We start from the raw sequence: 25700 nt of genomic DNA, 5'->3' as shown, positions 1-25700 counted from the left end.
GAATGCTTACATCTAAAGTAGCTAAAAGATACGCACAAGGTTTACTTGATTTTACAAATGAATCAGGTCAAACGGCTACTGTATTTTCTGAAATGAAAGCTGTAGTAAAGGTAATGACTGAATCTAAAGATTTAAACAAATTTTTCTTTACTCCTTACATCGATTCTAAAAAGAAAATAGAAGTAGCAAACGAAATTTTCAAAGGTTTATCAGCTTCTTCTCAGAATTTGATCAAATTGGTTATTAAGCACGGTCGTGAAAACCAATTGAAAAACATCGCTCAGGAATTCATCAATAAAGTTGAAGATTTAAGTGGTGTACAAAGAGTAACGCTTACAACAGCGACTCCGCTTTCACAAGAAAATCTTCATCAGATTTTAAGATCTACGAATCTTGTGAATGCTGATTCAAATTTTGATCTTACCGTAAACGTAAAACCTGAAATTCTTGGGGGATATGTTCTAAGAGTAGGAGACCAGCAGGTAGACGCGTCTGTGAAGACAAAACTGAACCAAGTTAAAAAAGATTTCCAATTAAATTAAGAAAAACAACCATACAATGGCAGAAATAAATCCGGCAGAAGTATCTGCGATCTTAAAACAGCAATTGGCCAACTTCGATACTCAATCAAACGTTGAGGAAGTAGGTACAGTTTTAACCATCGGTGATGGTATTGCTCGTGTATACGGGTTAGAAAACGTACAATACGGAGAGTTGGTGAAATTTTCTAGTGATGTAGAAGGTATTGTACTTAACCTTGAAGAAGACAACGTGGGTGTTGCTTTATTAGGTGAAAGTAAATTAGTAAAAGAAGGAGATACCGTAAGAAGAACAAACAGAATCTCTTCTATCAAAGTAGGAGAAGGTATGTTAGGAAGAGTAGTTGATACTCTTGGTAATCCTATCGATGGTAAAGGTCCTATTACAGGAGATTTATATGAAATGCCATTAGAAAGAAAAGCTCCTGGAGTTATCTACAGACAGCCGGTAACTGAGCCTTTACAGTCAGGTATCGTTGCGATTGACTCTATGATCCCTGTAGGAAGAGGACAAAGAGAGCTTATCATCGGTGACAGACAAACAGGTAAAACTACTGTTGCGATCGATACGATCATCAACCAAAAAGAATTCTTTGAAGCTGGGAAACCAGTATATTGTATATATGTAGCTATCGGTCAGAAAGCTTCTACTGTAGCACAAATCGTTAAAACTCTTGCTGATAAAGGAGCTTTAGCATATACGGTAATCGTTGCGGCTAACGCATCAGACCCGGTTCCTATGCAGGTATATTCTGCAATGGCAGGTGCTGCTATTGGTGAGTTCTTCAGAGATACAGGTAGACCAGCGCTTATCGTTTATGATGATTTATCTAAACAAGCTGTTGCTTACCGTGAGCTTTCTCTACTATTAAGAAGACCACCGGGCCGTGAAGCTTATCCTGGAGACGTTTTCTATCTTCACTCAAGATTATTGGAAAGAGCTGCAAAAGTAATCGCTGATGATGAAATTGCTAAGCAGATGAACGACTTACCAGAGTCTCTTAAGCCAATCGTGAAAGGTGGTGGTTCTTTAACTGCACTTCCAATCATTGAAACTCAGGCTGGTGACGTTTCTGCGTATATCCCTACAAACGTAATCTCTATTACAGACGGGCAGATCTTCTTGGAGTCTGATCTATTCAACTCTGGAGTTCGTCCGGCGATCAACGTAGGTATCTCTGTATCGAGAGTAGGAGGTAATGCTCAGATCAAGTCCATGAAAAAAGTTTCTGGTACACTTAAATTAGACCAGGCTCAGTATAAAGAATTAGAAGCGTTTGCTAAATTCGGTTCTGACCTTGATGCTTCTACTTTAGCAGTAATCTCTAAAGGAGAAAGAAACGTGGAAATCCTTAAGCAACCGGTAAACTCTCCACTTCCTGTAGACAGCCAAGTAGCGATGATCTATGCAGGAACTGAGAACTTGCTAAGAAATGTTCCATTGAACAAAGTAAAAGAATTCCAGATCGAATATATCGAATTCCTAAGATCTAAGCATCCTGATACAATGGCTGCGATCAAAGCTGGAAAAATCGATAACGATATTACAGGTGTTCTTAAGCAGGCAGCTAACGATTTAGCTTCTAAATACAACTAAAAAAATTCAATGTTTAAGGTTTAAATACCGTTTTAAACCTTAAACTTTAGACCTTAAACTTTGAACCCAAATTAATGGCAAACTTAAAAGAAATACGAGGCAGAATTACGTCAATTTCATCAACGATGCAAATTACCCGTGCTATGAAAATGGTTTCCGCAGCGAAACTTAAAAAAGCACAGGACGCAATCGTGATGTTAAGACCTTATTCTGAAAAATTACAGGAGCTTATCCAGAATGTAAATTCTAGCTCAGATCCTGACCAGGTTTCTGTATATGCTCAGAAAAGAGAGGTTAAAAGAATACTTTTCATCGCTGTTACTTCAAACAGAGGTCTTGCGGGAGCTTTTAACTCTTCAATTGTAAAAGAGCTTAACCTTCAGTTCCAGAACAATTCTCAATATGAGATCGAAGTTCTTCCTGTAGGTAAAAAAGTATATGATGCTGTAAGAAGAAGCCGTTCAGTATATGCTAATGGAAGTTCTGTTTATGACAATCTAAGCTTTGATGCTGTTGCTCATATTGCTGAAGGTGTAATGACCAGCTTTACGGAAGGAAAGTTTGACGAAGTTTATGTTATTTACAATAAATTCGTTAATGCAGCAACTCAGGAAGTTACTACAGAAAAACTTCTTCCGATCTCAATGCCTGAAACTACTGAACCACAGGTTGAAACAGATTATATCTTCGAACCAAACAGAGCGGAGATCTTAGACAACTTGATTCCTAAGTCTATCAAAACTCAGGTTTTCAAAGCGATCTTAGATTCAGTAGCATCTGAACACGGAGCAAGAATGACCGCAATGCACAAAGCAACCGATAATGCCGAAGCTTTGAGAAATGATCTTAAGATCTTCTACAACAAAGCAAGACAGGCTGCAATTACCAACGAAATTTTGGAAATTGTTTCCGGAGCAGAAGCTTTGAAAAATTCGTAAAGAATTATTTTAACATACTATCAAAAGCACCGATAAAATCGGTGCTTTTTTATTAGTAAAAAGTGAAAACCTCTTTTTAGCCTCCTAAAACCACCTTGAAAATAAAAAATGAAGAAAGGATCAGCCTATTTTTTTTCGTGTAAAAATGCCCTGTTGTATCGATTTATTTTTTCGTTTTAAAAAACCATTATCGAAATATCTGATCCGGAGTCAGCGGTATTTATATTTTGCCTATCTTTGTAGCTAATAAAATTTATACAACTTCTAAATGGACTCGGACATAGTCAGGCTTTTGCTGGCCTTATTTCTTGTTTTACTAAATGGCTTTTTCGTAGCCGCAGAATTTTCAATTGTTAAAGTTCGTTATTCACAAATTCAACTAAAAGCCGCAGAAGGTGACTCTATGGCTAAACAGGCAGAGCATATTATCAAACATCTTGATGAATATCTTTCTGCAACACAATTAGGTATTACATTGGCATCCCTTGCCCTTGGTTGGGTGGGAGAGAGTGCTCTGCACCATATCGTAGAAAATATTTTTCATTCGATTAATATAGACATGAGCCAGGCAACTGTTACTTCAGTTTCACTGGTGATCAGTTTTGTATTGATTACTATCATGCATATCGTATTTGGAGAACTTATTCCAAAATCAATTGCAATCAGAAAATCAGAAGCCACTACCATGGCGACCGCTGTGCCTCTGAGAGTTTTTTATACGATTTTCAAACCGTTTATCTGGTTGATGAATTCTATGTCAAATGGCTTTTTAAGACTTATAAAAATCCACCCGGCTTCAGAACAGGAAATTCACTCAACGGAAGAGCTTCAGCTTTTGGTGAAGCAGAGTGCAGACAGTGGTGAAATTGAAGAGGAGAACTATGAAATCATTAAAAATGCATTTGACTTTACAGATCATTCTGCCAAGCAGATCATGGTTCCAAGACAAAATATTACATCTATCGACTTTGAAGAAGATATAAACGATATTATCAATAAAATTATGGATAGCGGTTATTCCCGTATCCCTGTATATATAGACTCTATTGACAATGTGATCGGAATTTTCTATACCAAGGAAATTATCAGAGAATTTGTAAAAAGAAAAGGAGATCTGGATCATGAAGATCTTAAAGATTTAATGCGTGATGCCTTTTTCGTGGTGGAAAGTAAAAAAGTTTCAGACTTATTAAAAACATTCCAGTTGAAAAAGCAGCATATAGCGATTGTTATCGACGAATTTGGTGGTACTGAAGGAATTATTACCTTAGAAGATATCCTGGAAGAACTTGTAGGTGAAATTCAGGATGAGGAAGATGAAGAGGAAAAAATCGTTGATAAAATAGCGGATAATACTTATTGGGTGCAGGCAACCCAGCCTCTGGATGAGATCAATGAACACCTTCCTAAAAAACTGCCTCTTTCCGAAGAAAGCGAGTACAATTCACTGGCCGGATTTATTTTGTATGAACTTGAAGAAATTCCACAGGAAAATCAGGAGTTTGAACTGGATCATTATCATTTTAAGATTCTGAAGATGAATAATAAGAGTGTAGAACTTGTGGAACTCATCTATCAGGAGCCTAATCCTATTAATGATATGGCGGATAATATCGGTGAAGCCTAAAAGATTTAAAAATGAATTTCTATAATACTATAAAAGACTACGAAAATCCAAAACGTCAGTATGAAGAGGAAGTCCTCGTGCTGGATGATACGGATGACGTTTATAAGCTTGTCCTGCATAACGATGACATTCATACATTTGATTATGTGATAGACTGCCTGATCGAAATATGTAAACATACGCTGGAACAGGCTGAGCAATGTACAATACTGGTACATTATAAAGGCAAATGCACTGTAAAAACAGGCTCAATGGATGTATTGAAGCCCATGCATGAAAAATTACTTTCAAGGGAATTAACAAGCGAAATCGTATAAAATAAAAACCGGTCAATGTATTGTCCGGTTTTTTTGTGAAAGCCTTCTGTCATTCCGGTGCAGGAGGAATATCATTATTGTACTGTTTTAAAAATAAAAAAAATCGTTTTTTCCGATTAAATCAAAGCCGCTTTAAAATCATCTCAATTTTTAAGACTAATTATTTTCATCTCAATATGTAAGAGTTTCTTAATTGTTCAATTTCTCTATCTTCATTGCCATATTTTATCTAAAGTAGTATATTTGTACCAACTATAAAGAAACAAAAAAGAATGCTTGTAATAGGAATTGCCGGTGGTACAGGATCCGGCAAAACTACAGTTGTTGACAAGATACTTCAGCAGCTTGATATTGAAGGAATGAATATCCTTTCTCAGGACAATTATTATCATGATAATCAAAATCTTACCCTGACAGAAAGAGAGGCTTTAAACTATGATCATCCGAAATCTATCGATTTTGAATTATTGATAAAACATGTGAAAGCTTTAAAGAATAATGAGCCTATTGAACAGCCGATTTACAGCTTTGTCACTCATTCCAGAACAGGAGATCACGTCACTGTAGAACCTAAAAACGTATTGGTAGTAGAAGGAATTCTGGTTCTTACCAATAAAGAATTGTTAAAAGAATTTGATTTAAAGGTATTTGTACACGCAGATTCAGATGAAAGACTAATCAGAAGGATCAGAAGAGATACCCAGGAAAGAGGGAGAGATCTGAGTGAAGTATTACACCGTTATCAGACTACTTTGAAACCAATGCATCAGGAATTCATCGAGCCGTCTAAAAATGAGGCTGATCTTATTATCCCGAATATGAGACAGAATTCCGTAGCGATTGATTTTTTAACTACTGTTATTAAAAACTCGTTGAGAAAACATTAAAAATGGAAGAAAACAAACTTATCAAAGACATTCAGCCAAAATCGGAAACACTGAAACTTATCCAGAAATACATTCTGAATAAATATACCATTACGATCTGTTTGTTTTTGGTATGGATGATTTTCTTTGACAAAACCTCATTCCTTGTGATTAATGAACTGAATGGTGAGATTCATAAATATGAAGAGCAGCTGGAGTATTATAAAAAAGAATACGAAAAAAATGATGCTTTTTATAAAAAACTGATGAACAACAAATCAGAAAAAGAAAAATACGCAAGAGAGAATTATTTTATGAAAAAACCGAATGAAGAAATTTTCATTCTGGTTGTCGACAGTACTAAAGTCGCAAAGAAATAATAAAATGAATAGAATACCTCAATAGTGAATTGTGCTTACCTGTTTTAAAAACATTAAGGAAGTAAAATTCACTATTGATCATTCACAAATAAATAAAACTAATGTCAAATACAGATACACTTCCAAACTGGGAAAACCTAGTGAAAAAACAACTTAAAACGGAGGATATTTACCCCGTTTTAGAGAAAGAAAATCTGGAAGGAATAGAGGTTAAGCCTTTTTATACAGATGTTCAGAAGCCATTGGCCAATCTTCCAAAAGTTGAGGAAAGTACCCATTTGGTAGCCAGATATCACGAAAGCCTGGAAGATGAAGTATTTGCATTTATGCTGGACCAGAATGTAGAAAATCTGGAAGAGAAAACGATTTTTGTTAATAATAAAGAATTGGCAGGGCATATCAGCCCTAAAGAAGAAGATCAGTATTTTTCACTCATTGATGTTTTTGATGAAAAAAAAGGAGTAATTGATGATCAGCTGGCCAAAGAATTACTTTCAAAAGACTTTAAAAGAAATATCTGTGTTGATATTTCACTGCATCAGAATGCAGGTGCTGCGATCTATCAGCAGTTAGGAATTGCTTTAGCCAAAACTAAAGAACTTATAGAACTGTATGGGGCAGAGGTTATCAACAAATTGGTTTTCAGACTGGCTGTCGGTGGACATTATTTCTTTGAGATGGCCAAACTGAGAGCTTTTAAAATTGTTTTCAATCAGCTGTCTAAAGAATATGGACTAGATGAAGTGCCTTATATTTTTGCAGAAACTTCTTTGAGAAATAAAGCCGTTTCAGATAATGAAAATAATCTGATCCGCTCTACACTGGAACTTGCTTCTGCGATGATCGGGGGAGCAGATGCCGTTTTCACAAATAATTATCTGGTAGACAGAAGTACGGAGAATTCAGAAGAGATATCCTTTAAGCAGCAGATTGTTCTGGCTTATGAAAGTATTATCAATGTATTTGAAGACGCGTCCAACGGAAGTTACTATGTGGAAGATGTCACCACACAGTTTGCTGAGAAATCCTGGGCTTTATTTGTGGAAATAGAAGAAGCAGGAGGATATCTGGAGCTGTTAAAGCAGGGAGTAGTTCAGAAAAAAATTTACGATCATGCTATCCAAGAGCAGCAATGGATTGAAGAAGGTAAAATAAAGCTGATTGGCGTTAATTTATACCCTAAATTAGACGTTAAGAAGTCTATTGGAGATTTATACAACGAAAAAGAAATAAAAGCCGTGCGCTGGGCAGAAATGTTTGAGTAATGAAAGAAATGCTGATTGATTTATTTGAATATACTGATCAGTTCAACCGTGAAATGATCAAAGTCATTTCCGGAAACAGAGAAGCTGCAGATGATAAGATAATCAGTTTAATCAATCATACACTCAATGCACAGCAAATCTGGAATGCTCGAATATTGGGAGAATCCACATTTGACGTATGGCAGATCAATCCTTTTGAATCTCTGGATGAAATTAATCATCAGAATTTTTTGAAAAGTATTGACATCATTCAAAATTCTGATTTTGAAAAAAGAGTAGAATACCAGAATTCCAAAGGAACCAAATTTGAAAATAGTATTTTTGAAATACTTTTTCATGTCGTGAATCACTCTACTTATCACCGAGGACAAATGAATTCTCTTTTGAAACAGAACGGTATAACTCCTGTATTAACGGACTATATTTTTTATAAAAGAAAGTAATTTAAATTTGCTTTGATAGGCTGTAAGTAACAATATATTTGTTTTTATCTATCTTTAGAAAAACAAATGTATGAAAGAGAATGAAATAAGTTTCTACATCAGGAAGTTTATATTTTCTGTATACAATGAGCTAGGGCCTGGGCTTTTAGAAAAAGTTTTAGCTTATGAACTTGAAAAGAATGGCCTAAAAATTAGGACTCAGGTTCCTATGGGTATTAAGTTTAAAGATGCTTTTATCGATTCAGGTTTTATTGCAGATATAATGGTGGAAGATAAAGTCATAATTGAAATAAAAGCTATTTCTGAGATTCATAATATTCATCATCAACAATTATTAACTTATTTAAAATTAACAGGTTTAAAACTAGGAATTTTAGTTAATTTCAATACAGATTATATTGATAAAAGTATTATTCGAAAGGTTAATAGTAGCTTAGACTGAAGCTATAATGCTTTTATATGACCACAGATCACACAGATTTTCACTGATGATTATGGATAGATAAAAGAGTGTTGGGGGAATAATAGATAATTTGTCATTAAAAAGATTGAAAAGATCTGTGAAAATCTGCGAAGATCTGTGGTTGAAAATTATGTAATCACTTATAATAGAGAACTTCATAGATGATTATACGTATAAAGAAATTATTTGTGGGAGACAAGCTATTAAATAAAGACATTCAAAACTATATCAATGCAAATCTGAATACAGACTTGCATTCGTTATTATTAAAGAAATCTCCATTTCCTGAAGTTTCTATGCAGGAAATTGTACAACAAATCAAAGGAAAACAGGTTGCAGAACGGAAATTTCCTTTTCTGTTGAAAGATGGAATCATTTTTCCGCCACAACTCAACCTGGAGCAATCATCATCTGAAAAAACAGCTCTTTATAAATCCGGAATTTTAAAAGGAAAGAAATTCATTGATCTTACCAGTGGTTTTGGGATTGACGCCTATTATCTATCTCAAAATTTTGAAGATATTACCTTAATAGAGCAGAATGAAGAGCTTTTAAAAATCGTAGAACATAATTGGAATATCTTAGGAAGAAAGGCCAGGTTTATCAACCATAAACTCGAAGATTTTTTGAATCAAAATCAAGAAAATTTTGATATTATTTATCTCGATCCGGCCAGAAGAGACCAAAATAAAAATAAAGTTTTCCTTTTAGAAGACCTGTCTCCCAATATTCTTGAAATCCGGGAAAAATTATTATCAATATCAGGACAGGTTGTAATAAAACTGTCTCCGCTGATTGATCTTAAATATCTTGTTTCGGCTTTACCCGGAATTTTCAGAATTGAAATTATTGCCGTAAAAAATGATGTTAAAGAAGTGGTCATTTTTTTATCAGACGAGAAATTAGAGAAGATCAGCTGCCATTGTGTGAATCTGGAAAGTGGAGAAACAGATTTCAGCTTTAGATTTGGGGAAGAGGAAGAGGCTGTTTCAGACTATTCTGAACCTGAAAAATTCATTTATATTCCCAATAACTCCGTTTTAAAGGCAGGAGTGTTTAATTTGATTTCAGAAAAAATGGGGTTGAAAAAACTTCATCCCAATACACATTTTTATACGGCATCCGAAAGGAGAGATCATTTTCCGGGAAGAGTTTTTGAAATGGAAGTAATTGATTCTAAAAGTATTAAAAAGAAAGAGCAGTTTAATATCATATCAAAAAACTATCCGTTAAAACCAGAAGAACTGAAAAAGAAATATGGGTTAAAAGACGGTGGAGAGCGGTATCTTATTTTTACACAATCCAAAAAAGGAAAAATTATATTAAAATCAGTCTAAAAATGTTGCCGAAAAAAGCAGGATTTCTTACTTTTGGGCTATTAAAAATTTAAGCGTGAAATCGCCCGTTGTTTAGACGAGTAATCAGACTAAAATAATGCGATTTTATATGACCTTTAAAAAAAATAAATTTTACATATGAAAAAATTAGTTCTATGTTTAGCGATTGCAACTGTAGCTGTAAGCTGTAAAAAAGTACCGGCAGGAGGAAATAGAGCGGTTATAAAACTGGAAGACGGAGTAGAAAGATATTCAGACGATGTTCAGGGAGGAGCGGAAGCTCACACAACAGGTCATGAAGCTGCTCCTGAGCACAAAGAAGAAGCTGCTGCAAAACCTGAAGCTGTTAAAACAGATAGTACTGCCGCTGCTGCAAAACCTGCTGAAACAGAAAAAGCACCAAAAGCTGAACACTAATTAAAGTACAAAATATAAAAATGCCCTGTTTTCTGCAGGGCATTTTTTATGAAAAAAATGGACAATTTTTTACTCCCCGGAAAATAAGAAGCTGGCCGAGGAAAATCCTGCATTTTTGCTTGCTCCTGAGAACCATTTTTTTTAATTTTAACGAAATAAATTTTTACAATGCAAGAGACATTAAATTACATCAACGAAAATAAACAACGTTTCGTGGATGAATTATTTGAGTTATTGAGAATCCCTTCTATTTCTGCAGATCCGGCGTATAAGGATGATGTACTGAAGTGTGCTGAAGTATGTGCAGAACACCTTAGGAATGCAGGAGCTGATCATGTTGAAATATGTGAAACAAAAGGTTATCCTATCGTTTTTGGTGAAAAAATCTTAGACAAAAATTTACCTACAGTATTAGTATACGGACATTATGATGTGCAACCTGCAGATCCGCTAGAATTATGGACAAAGCCTCCTTTTGAGCCGTATATTGAAAAAACGGAACTTCATCCGCAAGGTGCCATCTTTGCAAGAGGAGCAGCCGATGATAAAGGACAGTTCTTTATGCACTTAAAAGCTTTTGAAGCAATGATGAGAACAAATACTCTTCCTTGTAACGTTAAATTTATTTTAGAAGGAGAAGAAGAGATAGGTTCTGTAAGTTTGGGAGATTTCGTTAATGAAAATAAAGAAAAACTGGCTTGTGACTGTATTCTTATTTCAGATACACATATTTACAGCAACGAACAACCTACCGTTACCACAGGATTAAGAGGATTAAGCTATGTAGAAGTAGAAGTGGAAGGGCCAAACAGAGACCTGCATTCCGGACTTTACGGAGGAGCTGTTCCTAACCCGATTCACGTGCTTTCAAGAATGATTGCCAACCTGATTGATGAAGAGGGACATATTACAATTGACGGGTTCTACGATAATGTAGAGATCGTTTCTGAATCTGACAGAACTGAGATGAATAAACTTAAGGATAATCCTGAAGAATTCAAAAAATCAATAGGATTGAGCAATGTTGAAGGTGAAAAAGGATATACAACATTAGAAAGAGCTTCCATTCGTCCGACTTTAGACTGTAATGGGATCTGGGGCGGATATACAGGAGAAGGCGCTAAAACAGTGATTCCTTCAAAAGCTTTCGCGAAAATTTCTATGCGTCTGGTTCCTTATCAGACTCCTGAAGAGATTACTGAAAAATTCACAAAATACTTTGAGAAAATAGCACCGGATACTGTAAAAGTTAAAGTTACTCCTCACCATGGAGGAATGCCTTATGTGCTGCAAAGTGATACAAAAGAGTTCTTAGCTGCTAAAAAAGCTATGGAAACTGCATTCGGTAAAGAAGTATTGCCTTACAGAAGCGGAGGAAGTATTCCTATTACAGCAATGTTTGAGAAAGTATTGGGTGCTAAATCCGTATTAATGGGATTCGGTCTTGATTCTGATGCGATCCACTCTCCAAATGAGCATTACGGATTGTTTAATTTCTATAAAGGAATTGAAAGTATTCCATTATTTTTTGAAAACTATTCGAAATAATACCGGTTTTATATACAACCAAAGACGCTTCTGCCGGAAGCGTCTTTTTTTTGTTTTATAATTAACATTGGTTTTATTGATAAAATGCTGATTATAATAGAATTGAATATTTTATTTATTAAAAATAAAGACTTTATTGTTAATTATTCTTCATGTTATTTCACTTTTGATGGAAAATTCATATTTTTAATTCAAACTTGAATTTACTATGAAAAAATATTACTCAATCGCATGTGCTTTATTTTCAGCGCTTTTCTTTGCCCAGCAAAATATTTCCTTTGAGCTCTCTGAAGGATTTATGGCCGTAAATATTGACGGACAGAATGGTTGGACTACCACTCCGACAGGAGGCGTTCCGGCCAATGTCACCCATCAGGTTATCTGTACGGATAATGCCAGTGACGGAAGTAATTCCCTTAAGATCGTAAAAGAAAATATGTACGGAACACAGTCGGAGCCTATAATCGGAGCTTTCTATAATTTACCTACAATGCTTTCCGTTTCAGATTTTTCTGTTTCATTTGATATTAATATGTCCCAGCTCAACGGATCTGTCTTTGGATTTCAGGGTGTTGATAATGTTAATGAAGTAACCCTTGTAAGAATGGATTTTGATAAAACGGGAGAAATAAAAGTTCTCAATACAGCAGGAGGAGTTTCAGATCTTATTTTAACCTCTGTTGGATGGCAGCCTAATGTATGGTCGAGATTTAAGATTGTCGGAACCGCTTTGGGAGTCAGGTATTATCTTAATGATACTTTAATGTATACAAGTGCGGTTGCAGGGGCATTGAATATGGACCAGCTAAGGTTTGTGCATGATAATGCCTCAGGAGTTGCTTATATAGATAATGTTAAGATCAGTAATACCGCCCTCATGGCAGTTAAGAATACTGCACTCAATACCGGTACGGTATCTCTATCTCCTAATCCGGCGACAGATTATATCAGAATATCTGCTTCGGACAAAATAAAAGAAGTTGAAATTTACGGAACAGCAGGAAAAAAAATAACTGCTGAAGCTCTAAACGGGGTTGTAGATGTCAGAAATTTCCCTGCCGGCCTTTATTTAATGACCATAAAAACAGGAGATAAGACTTATACTGAGAAGTTTATAAAAAAATAATACCTGACAAATCTTAGGAACAGGGAAACGCTCTAATTGGAGCGTTTTTATTATTTTAGGGAATTAAATTTTGCATGATGTCAGAAAATAAAACAGCTTATATAACGGGCGGAACCAAAGGAATAGGTTTTGGAATTGCCAGAATATTGCTTGAAAACGGAATCTCGGTAGCGTTTTCAGGAAGAAAAAGAGAGGAGGTGATGAAGGTAGAAGAAGAACTGAGACAATATTCGGAAAAGGTACTGGGAATTGTTTCGGATGTAAGAAGTCTTGAAAGTGAACAGGAAGCGATCCGGTATACCATAGAAAAATTCGGCAGACTGGACTATGTCATTGCCAACGCAGGATTAGGTATTTTTAAACCTGTAGATGAATTAACTGCTGAAGAATGGAATAATATGATAGAAACCAATCTTACGGGAGTTTTCTATACTTTAAAAGCTTCCGTAGAGGAACTGAAAAAAACAGAAGGATATTATATTACGATTTCAAGTCTGGCAGGAGCTAATTTCTTTGAAAACGGAACGGGCTATAACGCTTCAAAATTCGGTGTGGTAGGGTTTACCCAGGCTGCAATGATTGATTTAAGAAAATATAATATCAAGTCTACAGTTATTATGCCGGGTTCTGTAGCTACTTATTTTAACGGAAATACGCCCTCGGAAAAAGACAGCTGGAAGATTCAGCCTGAAGATATGGGAAATCTCATATTGGATATTTTAAAGATGAATCCAAGAGTTTTACCTAGTAAAATAGAGTTTAGAGCAACACAACCAGGCAAGTAAATACTTCTAATGTATTGAATAATAATTTAGTAAGTATTATGCATGCATAATATATTTTTTATTTATATTAGCAAAAATTAATTCAAACAAAATCTCTGCATAAACCGTTGTCGGTTTTGCGTATAAAAGGGAAAAAATAAAATAGTACACATGAAAATATTAGTTTGTATTAGTAGTGTTCCGGATACTACTTCGAAGATTAACTTTACAGCAGACAAATCTGCTTTCGACAAAAACGGAATCCAATGGGTAATCAACCCTTTAGACGAATTTGCGTTAACAAAAGCGATTAAACTTCAGGAATCTCAGGGAGCTACTGTAACTGTAATTAACGTAGGAGATGCTACTACAGAGCCGGTAATCAGAAAAGCTTTGGCTATCGGTGCAAATGATGCGGTAAGAGTAAACCTTGATCCTAAAGACAGCTATTCTACAGCGAAAGAAATCGCTGCTGTAGCTCAAAACGGAGGATATGATCTTATCCTTTGCGGAAAAGAATCCATCGATTATAATGGCGGATCTGTTCCGGGAATGGTAGCTCAGTTATTAAACCAGCCTTTCGTAAACGCATCAGTAGGATTAGATGTAAACGGAAGCGAAGCAACTGCAGTAAGAGAAATTGAAGGCGGAAAAGAAACTATTTCTGTGAAATTACCAGCAATCATTGCTGGTCAGAAAGGATTAGTAGACGAAAAAGATCTGATCATCCCGAACATGAGAGGAATTATGTCTGCAAGAACAAAACCTTTGCAGATAGTAGAACCTTCTTCTTCAGAAGTGAAAGTTCAGGGAGTATCTTATGACAGTGTGCCGCCAAGAGCAGCCGTGAAGATGGTTTCTCCTGATAATCTGGATGAATTGGTAAGGTTACTTCACGAGGAAGCAAAAGTAATCTAATCTTTTAATTCTTTAATTTTTAATCTTTAAATTTAAAAAAATGGCAGTATTCGTATACGCAGAAAATATAAATGGTGTTTATAAAAAAGCAGCTTTCGAAGCAGTTTCTTATGCTAAAGCTATTGCTGACAAAGCCGGAGATACCGTTACAGCAATCACTGTAAACCCAACTGATTCTTCAGATTTATTATACAAATATGGAGCATCCAATGTAATCAATATTAAAGACGAAGGTCTTAAGAATTTCTCAGCAAAGGCATTTGCACAGGCTGTTAATGAAGTGGTAGACGGAAATATCATCGTTTTCCCTCACACAACAGACGCTTCTTCAATTGCTCCGATGCTTGCTGTAATGAAGAATTATTCTTTAATTACAAATACGCTGGAAGCTCCTGAAAGCCTTTCTCCTTTCCAGGTGAAAAGAAAAGCCTTTTCAGGAAAAGGATTTATGCATGCAAAAGCTGAAGGAAGCGGAGTAATCGTTACAGTTTCCCAGAATGCTTTCGGAGTTAAAGAAAATACAGTATCAGGTTCAGAAGAAGTGAAAAACCTTTCGGTAGCAAATGAAGATACTAAAGTGATTTCTCACGAACAAAGTTCAGGAAAATTAGACCTTAAAGAAGCTGAAATTGTAGTTTCTGCAGGAAGAGGCATGAAAGGACCTGAAAACTGGGGAATGATTGAAGAATTGGCAAACGTTCTTGGAGCCGCTACAGCGTGTTCTAAGCCGGTTTCTGATATCGGATGGAGACCTCACACAGAACACGTAGGACAAACAGGTAAGGCTATTGCACCGAATCTTTACATTGCCGTAGGGATCTCAGGAGCAATCCAGCACCTTGCCGGAGTAAACTCATCAAAAACTATTGTAGTCATCAACAATGATCCTGAAGCACCTTTCTTTAAGTCTGCAGATTATGGAGTAGTAGGAGATGCATTCCAGATTATTCCTGCATTAACGGAGAAAATTAAAGCAATCAAAGGATAAAAGTAAATGGTGGATTCTTAACGCACTCCGCTTGTCAATTTTTTAATGATTACTTACGGAGCAAAAATTCACCCTTTATTATTGACAATCATACACAATACCATAAAAGCTCGGCTTTCCGGGCTTTTATTTTTGCGTAAAAAAGTGAAATCACAACAAAAAATTAATCTATATTTGTAGCTATGGATTATAAGCAGCTAATTATTCGCGGAATATCGTACAGCCAGACCCAGTCGGGGGCGTACGCATTGTTACTGGAGCATGAAGAAACACACATAAAATTACCTGTTGTTATAGGAAATTTCGAAGCCCAGTCAATCTCTCTTGGATTGGAAAAAGATATCCATCCACCGCGTCCTCTTACCCATGACCTATTCACAAAATTTATAGTTTCAGCCAATTACGAACTGATTTCTGTAATTATTTATCAGATCGTAGATGGTGTTTTCTTTTCAAATATTAATTTCAGAAATAAAGTTACAGAAGAAGATCTGATCCTTGATGCCAGAACTTCTGACGCTGTTGCCATGGCAGTGAGATTTGATGCCCCTATATTCACTACACAACAGGTACTGAATGAGGCCGGTATTTTATTAGAACTCGAAGATGTGGCAAAAGAAGACCAGTCGTTCTCAGAAACCGTGCAAAATGAAGATAATTTAAAGTCTCTTTCAATGGAAGAGCTGCAGAAGTTGTTGGATGAGGCCGTTAAAGAAGAGGACTATGATACTGCTCTGGAAATTCAGGAAGAAATCAAGAGGAGGAAAAAGAAAATTGACTAAAAAGAGATATTTTATATAAACTATGAATTTAAAATTACGACTGACCATCCTCAGTTTTCTCCAGTTTTTTGTTTGGGGAGCATGGCTGATTACGATGGCTAACTTCTGGTTTGGTACAAAACATTGGGAAGGAACACAGTTTGGAGCTGTTTTCGGAACAATGGGAATCGCTTCCATATTTATGCCGACCATTACAGGGATTATTGCTGACCGTTGGGTAAACGCCGAACGAATTTTTTCAGTTCTACATATCCTTTACGGGGCTGTTCTTTTCATTTTGCCACACTCTGCAGATCCCAATTCATTCTTTTCGGTGATGCTCGTAGCAATGTGTTTTTATATGCCTACAATTGCCCTTGCCAACTCTATTTCCTATACCATCCTGAAAAATAATAATATGGATGTGGTGAAAGATTTTCCACCCATCCGTGTATGGGGAACTATCGGTTTTATTGTTGCGATGTGGATCACTAATCTTAGCGGAAATAAAGCAACAGAAGGCCAGTTTTATATCGGTGGAGCCGTAGCTATATTTTTAGGAATTTATGCACTTACTTTACCAAAGTGCCCGCCACAAAAATTGATTGATAAAAATTCTCCTTTATCAGAACAGTTGGGATTAAATGCATTTAAGCTTTTCGGAAACTATAAAATGGCATTGTTCTTTTTATTTTCGATGCTTTTAGGAGCCGCTCTTCAGCTGACGAATGCTTATGGTGACGTATTCTTAAGTGAATTTGCCCATTTTCCTAAATATGCCGACTCATTTGTCGTTCAGAGATCTACCATTATCATGTCGATTTCTCAGGTTTCAGAAACCTTATTTATTTTAGCGATACCATTTTTCTTAAAGAAGTTCGGAATTAAAAAAGTGATGCTGATGTCTATGCTGGCGTGGGTGTTAAGATTCGGATTCTTTGCTTATGGTGTTCCTGAAGGTTTTGGATTGTCTCTGATCATTCTTTCCTGTATTGTCTACGGGATGGCTTTTGATTTTTTCAATATTTCCGGGTCTCTTTTCGTGGAAACTACTACAGATAAAAAGATACGTTCTTCAGCACAAGGTTTATTTATGATGATGACCAATGGTTTTGGTGCCGTTTTCGGAAGTTATATTGCAGGCTGGGCTATTGATAAGTTCTTTACTCATAAGTTTACCACTGCCTCAGATTTATCTTCATATTTACAGACAACCCCTGATAATCCTACATTCCTGGAGATTCTGAAAACCAGCTTTAATGCAGCCGTAAATTCAGACGGTAGTCTTTCTGCTGTTGTGATGGTTAAAGACTGGCAGCAGATATGGCTTTCCTTCGCTGTTTATGCGTTGGTTCTTGCTATATTCTTTGCCGTATTATTCAGACATAAACATAATCCTGAAGATGTCTCTTCAGTAAAACATTAATTAAGATAATAACACAATATAAAATTGCACTTTTGATAAGAAAGTGCAATTTTTTTATTTAAACCCTTTTCATAATCTAATTTAGCTTCTGATAAACGGAAAAAGTGATTTGAAAAATAGTATTGTAATAATTTGTTTTTATGATTTGATAATATAAACCGCATATCATTAATAAATAGGCGGTCTCGAAGGTGTTTTGTTGTGACTAATGAGTGTTAGGTAAATAAAATTTCAGATTATGTTCGGATGATTTGAAAATGTGTTTTTTTTCGTATTTTGGCACTTTAAGAAATATGAAAAATATTCAATTATTAGGATTGTTGTTAGTGGTTGTAGGGAGCTTTTTACCTTTGGTACATGTACCTGTTATCGGGAACTGGAACTATTGGAAGCTTGATTACTATCTGGCTATTGCGTGTTGGATATTGGCCGCATGCGCTGTGTTTGGAATTGTTAATAACAGTACAAAAATCGTAAGGCTTTTCGGAGTTTTGCTTATTCTCTTGTTTGTGTTCACTTTAATAGCCGTAAAGATGCAGTCTCTGCAATATTTCAGTTTTCTGCCGTTTAAATCCTGGAGAGAAGCTTTTGCCGGAGTGGTAAAGCTGAAATGGGGTTGGGCGGTTGAATTCTTAGGAGCTTTACTGATGATTCTTCCGGGAGGAAATAAAAAAGTAAATAAAAGAACCCAGTTATAAGGATGTGAAAAATTGCAGCCTTGAGACTATCATTTAAAAATTCAGACGCATATCAGGAACCCCTTTACAGAGGCATCAGTATGCAAAAACAAAATAAAAAATAAAATTATACACATGAAAGAAGTATTCATTGTTTCCGCAGTAAGAACTCCTATGGGGAGCTTTATGGGAAGCTTATCAACAGTTCCGGCAACAAAATTGGGAGCTGCTGCAGTAAAAGGAGCATTAGATAGAATTGGCCTTGATCCAAATCAAGTTCAGGAAATCTATATGGGGAATGTATTGCAGGCAGGAGAAGGACAGGCGCCGGCTCGTCAGGTGGCTTTAGGAGCAGGTCTTTCAATCAATACCCCTTCTACTACAGTTAATAAAGTTTGTGCTTCAGGAATGAAAGCCGTAACAATGGCTGCACAGGCTATTAAATCAGGTGACGCTGAGGTAATCGTGGCCGGAGGTATGGAGAATATGTCTTTAGTTCCTCATTACTATAACGCAAGAGTTGCTACAAAATTAGGCGATATTAAAATGCTTGATGGTATGGTGTTGGACGGTCTTACAGACGTGTACAACAAAGTACATATGGGAGTATGTGCAGAGAAATGTGCTACAGATTATAATATTACAAGAGAAGATCAGGATAACTTCGCTGTAGAATCTTATAAAAGATCCGCAAAAGCCTGGAGCGAAGGTAAATTCAATGATGAAATTGTACCGGTTTCAATTCCTCAAAGAAAAGGAGAGCCTGTCATCTTTGCAGAAGACGAAGAATATAAAGCCGTAAATTTTGACAGAATAGCAACGCTTCCTACCGTATTTAAAAAGGAAGACGGTACAGTAACGGCAGCCAACGCATCTACATTAAATGACGGGGCTTCCGCTTTGATTCTTGTTTCTAAAGAAAAAATGGAAGAATTAGGCCTTAAACCTCTTGCAAAAATCGTTTCTTATGCTGATGCAGCTCAGGAACCTGAAAACTTCACAACTGCGCCGGCAAAAGCTCTACCTATTGCTCTTAAAAAAGCAGGATTGGAAGTTTCTGATATCGATTTCTTCGAATTTAACGAAGCTTTCTCTGTAGTAGGATTAGCGAACAATAAAATCTTAGGATTAGATGCTTCTAAAGTAAACGTAAACGGAGGTGCCGTTGCATTAGGGCATCCACTGGGTAGTTCAGGATCCAGAATTATCGTAACATTGATTAACGTATTGAAGCAGAACAATGCAAAATATGGTGCTGCTGCAATCTGTAACGGTGGCGGAGGAGCTTCTGCTATCGTAATTGAAAATATGTAATATTCTGTTTAAGAATATATTGCCATTAAGGAATGTATAATTTTTTTAAAATCTTATCCATTTCTTAATGGTTTTTTTATTTTTGTGCTACTAATATTTAATTGAAATGTCTGAAACTGAGAATCGACAATCTAAAAACATAAAGAATAATCCGAAGATTATGAAAGCCTGGGCCGTCTATGACTGGGCAAATTCCGTGTATTCTTTGGTCATTACTTCTACCATTTTCCCAATCTATTATTCTATTCTTACTACTGCGTATGAAAAGAAAGAATATGTAACGGAAACAAAAAAATGGATCGATGTTCCGGTAAGACACATGATCAAGATTTTTGGGGAAGAATATCAGCCCGATGCGGTATATGGATATTCATTAACCATATCTTTCTTTATCGTTGTCTTGCTTTCACCATTCCTGTCTTCTCTGGCAGATACCATTGGAAATAAAAAATCATTCTTACAGTTCTTCTGTTATCTGGGGGCTACCTCATGTATGGGATTAGCCATGTTTACAGGGATGCATAATGTGTTTCTGGGACTTCTTTTCAGCATTACAGCGAGTGTCGGGTTCTGGGGAAGTCTGGTGTTTTATAACTCATTCCTGCCTGATATTGCAACACCGGATAAGCAGGATGCCCTTTCTGCAAAAGGGTATGTGTACGGCTATATTGGCTCTGTAGTGTTGGTGGTCATCTGTCTGGTACTGATTCAGGTGTTTGCTAAAGGAGCTGCACAACAGTTATTATTTACAAGAATCAGTTTCTTACTAACCGGAGCGTGGTGGTTCGGATTTTCACAATATACCTTTAAACATCTTCCTCAGTTTGGAGATGTAAAAGATAAATTACCTAAAGATCTTGTATTGCTGAACTATAAAAATATCTTTAAAAAACATGCAGAACAAGGAGGCTTTTTTGAAGTATTTAAAGATAATATGAGCTTCTATAAAGATATTGCCAAAGAGAGTTTCCACGAATTGTTTAAAGTCGGGGGTGAGCTTTTCAAAGACAGAAATCTTAAGTTCTTTTTATCGAGTTTCTTTTTTTATAGTGTAGGAATGCAGACCATTTTCCTGATGGCAACACTATTCGGGAAAAGTGAAATCAATCTTGCTCAGGATAAACTGATCGGAACTTTACTGGTGATTCAGATTGAAGCAATCATTGGCGCTGTAATATTCTCAAGATTATCTAAAAGAATCGGTAATAAAAATGTGATCTCTATTGCAATCGTGTTATGGATTATAGCCTGTTTATGGGCGTATTTCCTGAACAAAGAAAATCCTACGGTAGAATATCAGTTCTATGGTGTGGCAGCGGTTGTAGGACTTGTAATGGGAGGCCTTCAGGCTATGTCAAGATCCACTTATTCCAAATTGCTTCCTGAAAACTCAATGGAAAACACCACTTATTTCAGTTTTTATGATGTATTGGAGAAAATTGCCATCATTATCGGAACCTTTATTTTTGCAACACTTATTGAGCATTTTAATAATATGAGAATTGCCGCTTTGTCCATGACTATATTTTTCGGAGCCGGATTAATTCTGATCAGGTTTTTGAAAGTTAAAATGAGAAAAGACAGAGATACCTTATAAGTGAAGGATGGCTTTTAAAGTAAAAAAGATAGAAAAGAGGATATTTTAAAGTGAAATATCCTCTTTTTTTATACAATAACCTTTAATAGATTAAATTAGATTTATATCATGTAAAGCGTGGCTGTATCGGTTTTTGAAACACGTATCTCTATAATTATAAACGGGTTATGTTTTACTTTTTTAATTATTTTGAGACAGATTAGTTGGCTGGTACTATTAAAAATCATATATTAGATCAACCATAAAACGATGATAACATGTTCCCAAATTCAAACATTCTAACAATGTATTGCAGGTATCCTCTGCGATCCCATTTCTTTAAGGAGTACGATTCTCCTGTTTCCAGTGTATTGATGAATTCTTATTCGGGCAAAATAAACTGCCTTAAACAGGATTACTGAAAAAATTGCCGTACCGTTCTTTTAACCGTTAAAAGAGTGGCAGCTGCTATGCCGGTATGTATTGAATCTGAGACTCAATACCTGCTCTGCACGTAATTGCCTTTGTTGTACGAGATTTACTTTTATATCCCTATTTACTTATAAATAAGGAAGGATATAACTATGCACATATCAAATATTAAACATCCAAAAAACAATACCATGCAAGCAAATTTTGAAAGGTTTCTGAAACCTGTTTTTCAAGTAGCTGAAAAAACAAACAGGCTAAGAAATGAAAGCGTTATGAACTTCCAGGGAGGAGAAGGTTTTGAATCTTTTGAAACCCCGGATCCTAAACAAATCAAAGTAGAAATTCCTTACGAATTTAATGCTAAGGATTACCTTTCCTTTTTACTCTATATCAATTCAGAAATAGAACACGGGCTTATGCTGCAGTATCTCTATGCGGGCTACAGTATGGGGGGATCTCATATTCCGGAAGAGTATCAACCGAAAGTAAAAAACTGGCAGGAAACAATACTCGGAATCGCCAAAGAAGAAATGGGGCATTTTATCTCTGTTCAGAACGTCCTTAAGCTGATCGGGGCACCCCTGAACTTCGGCAGGATGGACTACCCATGGGATACCCCTTTCTATCCGTTTCCATTTAAACTGGAAAGACTCACGCTGAAGTCACTGGGCAAATATGTATACGCCGAATCTCCGGAAGGCTGGATTGACAGTGATAATAAGTATGCTCAGGAAATAAAAAAGGATATGGAAAGTGTAACCGATGATCCGCACAGGGTAGGTGCTTTATTTGCCGTGATTTTAAGCCTTATCAATGATACTGACCAAATTCCTGATGAACTTTTTAATGCCAATACCTACGCCTTTCAGGCTAAATTCGATGAATGGGGACGTGGCTATACGGGAGGACAAAGAGGAAGTGTTCCGGGAGGTCCAAAAGGAAGCCCTGATGTATTGGTTGCTCCTTTAACCTGCAGAGACGATGCTTACGCTGCATTATCAGAAATCTCAGAACAGGGAGAAGCGCCAAAAGAGACTGAAAATGAAGATAAACCTTCGCATTTTGAACGTTTTCTGTCTGTTTATTCTGCCCTTAGCGATGCGAAAAAAGAATTGGGTGATTCATGGGAGCCTTCAAGAAATGTCGCTACCAATCCTTTTATTGCCGAAAGAGAATCAGATGGCAGCCTGGAATCCTCAAGGAAAGCAGGTACAGATTATGAACAGGATGCCATTAAAAATCCCGAAGCAAGAGCCTGGGCTCACCTTTTTAATGTTCGCTACAGAATGTTACTGAATTATCTTGCCCATAGTTTTGTACTGGATAACGGTTTTAATAATAATGGTGCTATTTCACCAAGAGCAACCATCATCAATGCAACCTTTGGAGAAATGTATAATCTAAGAAGTATTTCCAATGTACTGGTTCAGACTCCGCTCAATCCGGGTGGCGCAGACGGTAAGATGACAGGGCCGCCATTCAGTATTCCTTATACATTAGATCTTCCGGTAGGTGAAGCTAATCGCTGGCAGGAACATCAGGACCTTATAGAGGCCAGTGAAATCATTATTGAAAGTCTTACTCCTTACGTATCACAGGCTAATCTTAAATACCTGAACGTATTAAGAGAAGCAGATCAGGGACTTTCCGCCATTATCAAAGAACTCCTTTCCAATGCCAAATAAACCCTTAAAAATACCATTATGAAACTTTTAGAACTTCGCATACTCCCTCCAATGGCTATTGGACGTTTAGGCTCTTCTAGCCAGCCATTATCCGCTTATGATCTTGGTCTGTCAGAAGACAGTCCGCTCGATTTCAGGACAATCATTCCAAAAGAAACGTTCAGTGTAGATCCGGTAACAGGGCAAATTACCAATCAGTTTCCCAATCAGATTTACTTCAAAGAATCTCCCACATTAGAGTCAAAGAATGGAACAATACATCCGGTTGCCCCTTTCTTGGAAGTCTTTGCCATTACCGACGAAGATGAAAAGACCCTGGTTCCTCTTACGAACAGTATTCTGAAAAAGGCTGGATTAGATATGACCAATATAAGCTGGGATGTAGAGGTAGGAAACATTAAAATATTCCGAAGAACAGGAAATGAAGATGATAAAATCTATGCTAAAATCTCAGGAATTACCACTCACGCCTCACAGGAGTTACTAGGGGTATGTAAAAATTTTAAATCCAATAAAACATTAAAACTCGGAAAGGTACAGTTTATTGCTCCGTCAGATGATTTTCCAGAAATAAGATTTCGTTTTACACCTGCAGAAGGAAAAGTATATGGTTCAAGTCTTTTTAGAGACGAAAGTGAAACTAAGCGCAATCAGAAGGATCCAATCATCAATTCAGAAGATCTGGTACTCTATGACGAAACAAAAGGATGGAAAGGATATCGGGAGGACAGCAAAGTTAAACCAACTTATACCAATCCGGCTCAAATATTCGCCGGGTATTCATTAGCTAATGACGACCGTATCAGCTGGGGATATCTGGATGATGAATGTGACGGATTTGTTTCTGTACATTTAGTAGGAAATGGGACGAATTTAACGGCGAGGGCCCATATCAGCGCAGGACCACCTGCCTTTGCACCCGATACTCTGCCTGTAAGAGTGGTTTCTGATGAGCTGGAACAGATCTTACTGGGGCCGGAAGTAGAAGGCGATGTGGATATTGATCAGGCTGAAGAGATCGTCAGAAGGGCATTTGAAACCATCAGGCTGATGAATACCGCAGTAATGAATGGTAATTCTTATGAAGGAATACAAAATGCAGCCAGTACAATGGTAAGACAAAATACGAATGATTTCGGACGTCTTTACGAGCCGATTATGGCGACTTCAATTGTAGATAATCTGGCTTTACGTGCTTTACATGAAAGGGTATTTGGAGGATTAAGTACAGGAGCCGCCGCATGGTTTGTAGATGCTTTACGCCGTCCGGAAGAGATTGGAGATCTTTCCAGTCCGACACTTCGTAAAATGCCTGCATTGATGCGGGGTGCAGACGGAAGAGCATTGACATTTACCCGAAGACAAATCAGCATGGTGATTAATGCGGCGGCAGGAGCCCTATTTAAGGATAGTCAGGATCCGGGTACTTATGAAGACTCTCCGGGAGCCAACGCACTCCAGGCCAGTAATCTTACTGCACAGATGCATTACCTGGGAAAAGGAAATCCTTTTTCTGTTTTACCAAGATCTGCTATTTCAAACTGTTTTCCGGGACTTGAATTCGATTTCAGAAATCTATGGCGTCGTGCCTTTCAGAATATTGTTCTCATTGAAAACAACAACTACGTCATCGAGACTGATCCAAGTCTTGCCGATCAGAACCTCGTAGGATGCCGTTTAGTCGCCATCGATAATAAACCTACTATGGTGGCAACAACAGGTCCCGTCTTTCCGGGAGGTGATAATATTTCATTGATTACTGCTGCCAATCCAAACGGAGTGTCATTCATGGAGTGGTCCAACTCTATGGCAATGGTACTTCAGAAACAGGGGCAGGAGGTAGTATGTCATTTTACCAATGAACCTTGTCCTACAGAAATTGTAGTTACCGCAGATGAGCTTGATGATACAAAACGTTTCCGAAAAATTACCCTGAAAGTAAATTACTTTTTTGATAAAGGAACAAGTGTTTTGTCTGATGCTATTATAAAACCGGGTGAAATGACTCAGGGATTATGTGCTCCATGGCAAAATGATTACCGCGAATGCGCATGTTATTACTGGGCAGCCAGCAGGCCTGATTTCGTGAATGTTGTTCCGGATGAGAAAGGGCTGAGCACAGGAGATAACTGGATGGCAAAAAAACGTACAGGACAATATATTCCGGATAACAGAACAGATTCCAGGCTATTGAGCTATGATGATCTGTTCAGTAATTGGGAAGGTGAGCTTAGCTTTATCATTAAAGGAAAAGATGCTATCAAAACAGATATTAAATGATTAAACCTTAACTGAA

General features: G+C 36.8%; 24 protein-coding genes. All 24 read left to right on the top strand.

The features are described 5' to 3' along the window. Positions 1-2 precede the first annotated feature (2 nt). The 24 genes from atpH to JO178_RS15000 all read left to right on the top strand — a co-directional run bounded on the left by atpH (position 3) and on the right by JO178_RS15000 (position 25684). Positions 3-542 (top strand): ATP synthase F1 subunit delta, encoded by a 540-nt coding sequence (gene atpH / locus JO178_RS15115; RefSeq protein ID WP_291937662.1) that lies wholly within the window; start codon positions 3-5, stop codon positions 540-542. A 16-nt stretch (positions 543-558) separates the two neighbouring features. Beyond that, a complete protein-coding gene (gene atpA / locus JO178_RS15110; RefSeq protein ID WP_291937661.1) occupies positions 559-2136 on the top strand; it encodes a F0F1 ATP synthase subunit alpha in 1578 nt (525 codons plus the stop codon). A 74-nt stretch (positions 2137-2210) separates the two neighbouring features. Continuing rightward, positions 2211-3074, top strand: coding sequence for an ATP synthase F1 subunit gamma (gene atpG / locus JO178_RS15105; RefSeq protein WP_291937658.1), 864 nt, complete (start codon positions 2211-2213; stop codon positions 3072-3074). A 268-nt stretch (positions 3075-3342) separates the two neighbouring features. Further along, complete coding sequence (locus JO178_RS15100) at positions 3343-4701, top strand: hemolysin family protein (protein WP_291937655.1); 1359 nt, start codon at positions 3343-3345, stop codon at positions 4699-4701. Positions 4702-4712: 11 nt separating this feature from the next. Then, a complete protein-coding gene (locus tag JO178_RS15095; RefSeq protein WP_291937653.1) occupies positions 4713-5018 on the top strand; it encodes an ATP-dependent Clp protease adaptor ClpS in 306 nt (101 codons plus the stop codon). Between the two features lie 272 nt (positions 5019-5290). Further along, entirely contained in the window at positions 5291-5905 is a 615-nt protein-coding gene (gene udk / locus JO178_RS15090; RefSeq protein WP_291937651.1) for a uridine kinase, read from the top strand. 2 nt (positions 5906-5907) lie between these two features. After that, a complete protein-coding gene (locus JO178_RS15085) occupies positions 5908-6264 on the top strand; it encodes a septum formation initiator family protein (protein ID WP_291937649.1) in 357 nt (118 codons plus the stop codon). A gap of 101 nt (positions 6265-6365) precedes the next feature. Beyond that, complete coding sequence (locus tag JO178_RS15080; RefSeq protein WP_291937647.1) at positions 6366-7529, top strand: methylmalonyl-CoA mutase family protein; 1164 nt, start codon at positions 6366-6368, stop codon at positions 7527-7529. Next, positions 7529-7972 (top strand): DinB family protein, encoded by a 444-nt coding sequence (locus tag JO178_RS15075; RefSeq protein ID WP_291937644.1) that lies wholly within the window; start codon positions 7529-7531, stop codon positions 7970-7972. The genes JO178_RS15080 and JO178_RS15075 overlap by 1 nt, the downstream gene beginning before the upstream one ends. Positions 7973-8042: 70 nt before the next feature. Then, positions 8043-8414 carry a GxxExxY protein gene (locus JO178_RS15070; protein ID WP_291937642.1) on the top strand — a complete coding sequence of 124 codons (372 nt, stop codon included), beginning with the start codon at positions 8043-8045 and terminating at the stop codon, positions 8412-8414. Positions 8415-8596: 182 nt separating this feature from the next. Beyond that, entirely contained in the window at positions 8597-9772 is a 1176-nt protein-coding gene (locus JO178_RS15065; RefSeq protein ID WP_291937640.1) for a class I SAM-dependent methyltransferase, read from the top strand. 138 nt (positions 9773-9910) lie between these two features. Beyond that, positions 9911-10189, top strand: a complete 279-nt coding sequence (locus JO178_RS15060; RefSeq protein WP_291937638.1) for a hypothetical protein — start codon at positions 9911-9913, stop codon at positions 10187-10189. A gap of 168 nt (positions 10190-10357) precedes the next feature. After that, positions 10358-11737 carry a dipeptidase gene (locus JO178_RS15055; RefSeq protein ID WP_291937636.1) on the top strand — a complete coding sequence of 460 codons (1380 nt, stop codon included), beginning with the start codon at positions 10358-10360 and terminating at the stop codon, positions 11735-11737. A gap of 208 nt (positions 11738-11945) precedes the next feature. After that, on the top strand, positions 11946-12863 hold the full coding sequence (locus tag JO178_RS15050; protein WP_291937634.1) for a T9SS type A sorting domain-containing protein: 918 nt from the start codon (positions 11946-11948) through the stop codon (positions 12861-12863). A gap of 77 nt (positions 12864-12940) precedes the next feature. Then, positions 12941-13648, top strand: coding sequence for an SDR family oxidoreductase (locus JO178_RS15045; protein WP_291937632.1), 708 nt, complete (start codon positions 12941-12943; stop codon positions 13646-13648). 150 nt (positions 13649-13798) lie between these two features. Next, positions 13799-14545: an electron transfer flavoprotein subunit beta/FixA family protein gene (locus tag JO178_RS15040; RefSeq protein ID WP_291937630.1), complete on the top strand. Its 747-nt coding sequence runs from the start codon at positions 13799-13801 to the stop codon at positions 14543-14545. A 40-nt stretch (positions 14546-14585) separates the two neighbouring features. Further along, positions 14586-15533 (top strand): electron transfer flavoprotein subunit alpha/FixB family protein, encoded by a 948-nt coding sequence (locus tag JO178_RS15035; protein WP_291937628.1) that lies wholly within the window; start codon positions 14586-14588, stop codon positions 15531-15533. Positions 15534-15715: 182 nt separating this feature from the next. Beyond that, positions 15716-16315 (top strand): bifunctional nuclease family protein, encoded by a 600-nt coding sequence (locus JO178_RS15030; RefSeq protein ID WP_291937626.1) that lies wholly within the window; start codon positions 15716-15718, stop codon positions 16313-16315. A 22-nt stretch (positions 16316-16337) separates the two neighbouring features. After that, positions 16338-17720: a nucleoside permease gene (locus tag JO178_RS15025; RefSeq protein WP_291937624.1), complete on the top strand. Its 1383-nt coding sequence runs from the start codon at positions 16338-16340 to the stop codon at positions 17718-17720. A 293-nt stretch (positions 17721-18013) separates the two neighbouring features. Beyond that, on the top strand, positions 18014-18418 hold the full coding sequence (locus JO178_RS15020; RefSeq protein ID WP_291937623.1) for a hypothetical protein: 405 nt from the start codon (positions 18014-18016) through the stop codon (positions 18416-18418). A gap of 114 nt (positions 18419-18532) precedes the next feature. Then, entirely contained in the window at positions 18533-19711 is a 1179-nt protein-coding gene (locus JO178_RS15015) for an acetyl-CoA C-acyltransferase (protein ID WP_291937621.1), read from the top strand. A 106-nt stretch (positions 19712-19817) separates the two neighbouring features. Next, on the top strand, positions 19818-21308 hold the full coding sequence (locus tag JO178_RS15010) for an MFS transporter (protein ID WP_291937618.1): 1491 nt from the start codon (positions 19818-19820) through the stop codon (positions 21306-21308). A gap of 602 nt (positions 21309-21910) precedes the next feature. Then, on the top strand, positions 21911-23404 hold the full coding sequence (locus JO178_RS15005) for a ferritin-like protein (protein ID WP_291937616.1): 1494 nt from the start codon (positions 21911-21913) through the stop codon (positions 23402-23404). 18 nt (positions 23405-23422) lie between these two features. Then, on the top strand, positions 23423-25684 hold the full coding sequence (locus JO178_RS15000) for a hypothetical protein (protein WP_291937614.1): 2262 nt from the start codon (positions 23423-23425) through the stop codon (positions 25682-25684). Positions 25685-25700 lie beyond the last annotated feature (16 nt).

Source organism: Chryseobacterium sp., from assembly GCF_019236175.1.
Taxonomy (GTDB): domain Bacteria; phylum Bacteroidota; class Bacteroidia; order Flavobacteriales; family Weeksellaceae; genus Chryseobacterium.
Note: the sequence above shows the minus strand (reverse complement) of the source record. Positions and strands in the feature narration are given on the sequence as shown.

Bases quoted from the DNA above. Each gene is read 5' to 3' on its own strand.
- atpH (WP_291937662.1), top strand. From the start codon at position 3: ATGCTTACATCTAAAGTAGCTAAAAGATACGCACAAGGTTTACTTGAT.
- atpA (WP_291937661.1), top strand. From the start codon at position 559: ATGGCAGAAATAAATCCGGCAGAAGTATCTGCGATCTTAAAACAGCAA.
- atpG (WP_291937658.1), top strand. From the start codon at position 2,211: ATGGCAAACTTAAAAGAAATACGAGGCAGAATTACGTCAATTTCATCA.
- JO178_RS15100 (WP_291937655.1), top strand. From the start codon at position 3,343: ATGGACTCGGACATAGTCAGGCTTTTGCTGGCCTTATTTCTTGTTTTA.
- JO178_RS15095 (WP_291937653.1), top strand. From the start codon at position 4,713: ATGAATTTCTATAATACTATAAAAGACTACGAAAATCCAAAACGTCAG.
- udk (WP_291937651.1), top strand. From the start codon at position 5,291: ATGCTTGTAATAGGAATTGCCGGTGGTACAGGATCCGGCAAAACTACA.
- JO178_RS15085 (WP_291937649.1), top strand. From the start codon at position 5,908: ATGGAAGAAAACAAACTTATCAAAGACATTCAGCCAAAATCGGAAACA.
- JO178_RS15080 (WP_291937647.1), top strand. From the start codon at position 6,366: ATGTCAAATACAGATACACTTCCAAACTGGGAAAACCTAGTGAAAAAA.
- JO178_RS15075 (WP_291937644.1), top strand. From the start codon at position 7,529: ATGAAAGAAATGCTGATTGATTTATTTGAATATACTGATCAGTTCAAC.
- JO178_RS15070 (WP_291937642.1), top strand. From the start codon at position 8,043: ATGAAAGAGAATGAAATAAGTTTCTACATCAGGAAGTTTATATTTTCT.
- JO178_RS15065 (WP_291937640.1), top strand. From the start codon at position 8,597: ATGATTATACGTATAAAGAAATTATTTGTGGGAGACAAGCTATTAAAT.
- JO178_RS15060 (WP_291937638.1), top strand. From the start codon at position 9,911: ATGAAAAAATTAGTTCTATGTTTAGCGATTGCAACTGTAGCTGTAAGC.
- JO178_RS15055 (WP_291937636.1), top strand. From the start codon at position 10,358: ATGCAAGAGACATTAAATTACATCAACGAAAATAAACAACGTTTCGTG.
- JO178_RS15050 (WP_291937634.1), top strand. From the start codon at position 11,946: ATGAAAAAATATTACTCAATCGCATGTGCTTTATTTTCAGCGCTTTTC.
- JO178_RS15045 (WP_291937632.1), top strand. From the start codon at position 12,941: ATGTCAGAAAATAAAACAGCTTATATAACGGGCGGAACCAAAGGAATA.
- JO178_RS15040 (WP_291937630.1), top strand. From the start codon at position 13,799: ATGAAAATATTAGTTTGTATTAGTAGTGTTCCGGATACTACTTCGAAG.
- JO178_RS15035 (WP_291937628.1), top strand. From the start codon at position 14,586: ATGGCAGTATTCGTATACGCAGAAAATATAAATGGTGTTTATAAAAAA.
- JO178_RS15030 (WP_291937626.1), top strand. From the start codon at position 15,716: ATGGATTATAAGCAGCTAATTATTCGCGGAATATCGTACAGCCAGACC.
- JO178_RS15025 (WP_291937624.1), top strand. From the start codon at position 16,338: ATGAATTTAAAATTACGACTGACCATCCTCAGTTTTCTCCAGTTTTTT.
- JO178_RS15020 (WP_291937623.1), top strand. From the start codon at position 18,014: ATGAAAAATATTCAATTATTAGGATTGTTGTTAGTGGTTGTAGGGAGC.
- JO178_RS15015 (WP_291937621.1), top strand. From the start codon at position 18,533: ATGAAAGAAGTATTCATTGTTTCCGCAGTAAGAACTCCTATGGGGAGC.
- JO178_RS15010 (WP_291937618.1), top strand. From the start codon at position 19,818: ATGTCTGAAACTGAGAATCGACAATCTAAAAACATAAAGAATAATCCG.
- JO178_RS15005 (WP_291937616.1), top strand. From the start codon at position 21,911: ATGCAAGCAAATTTTGAAAGGTTTCTGAAACCTGTTTTTCAAGTAGCT.
- JO178_RS15000 (WP_291937614.1), top strand. From the start codon at position 23,423: ATGAAACTTTTAGAACTTCGCATACTCCCTCCAATGGCTATTGGACGT.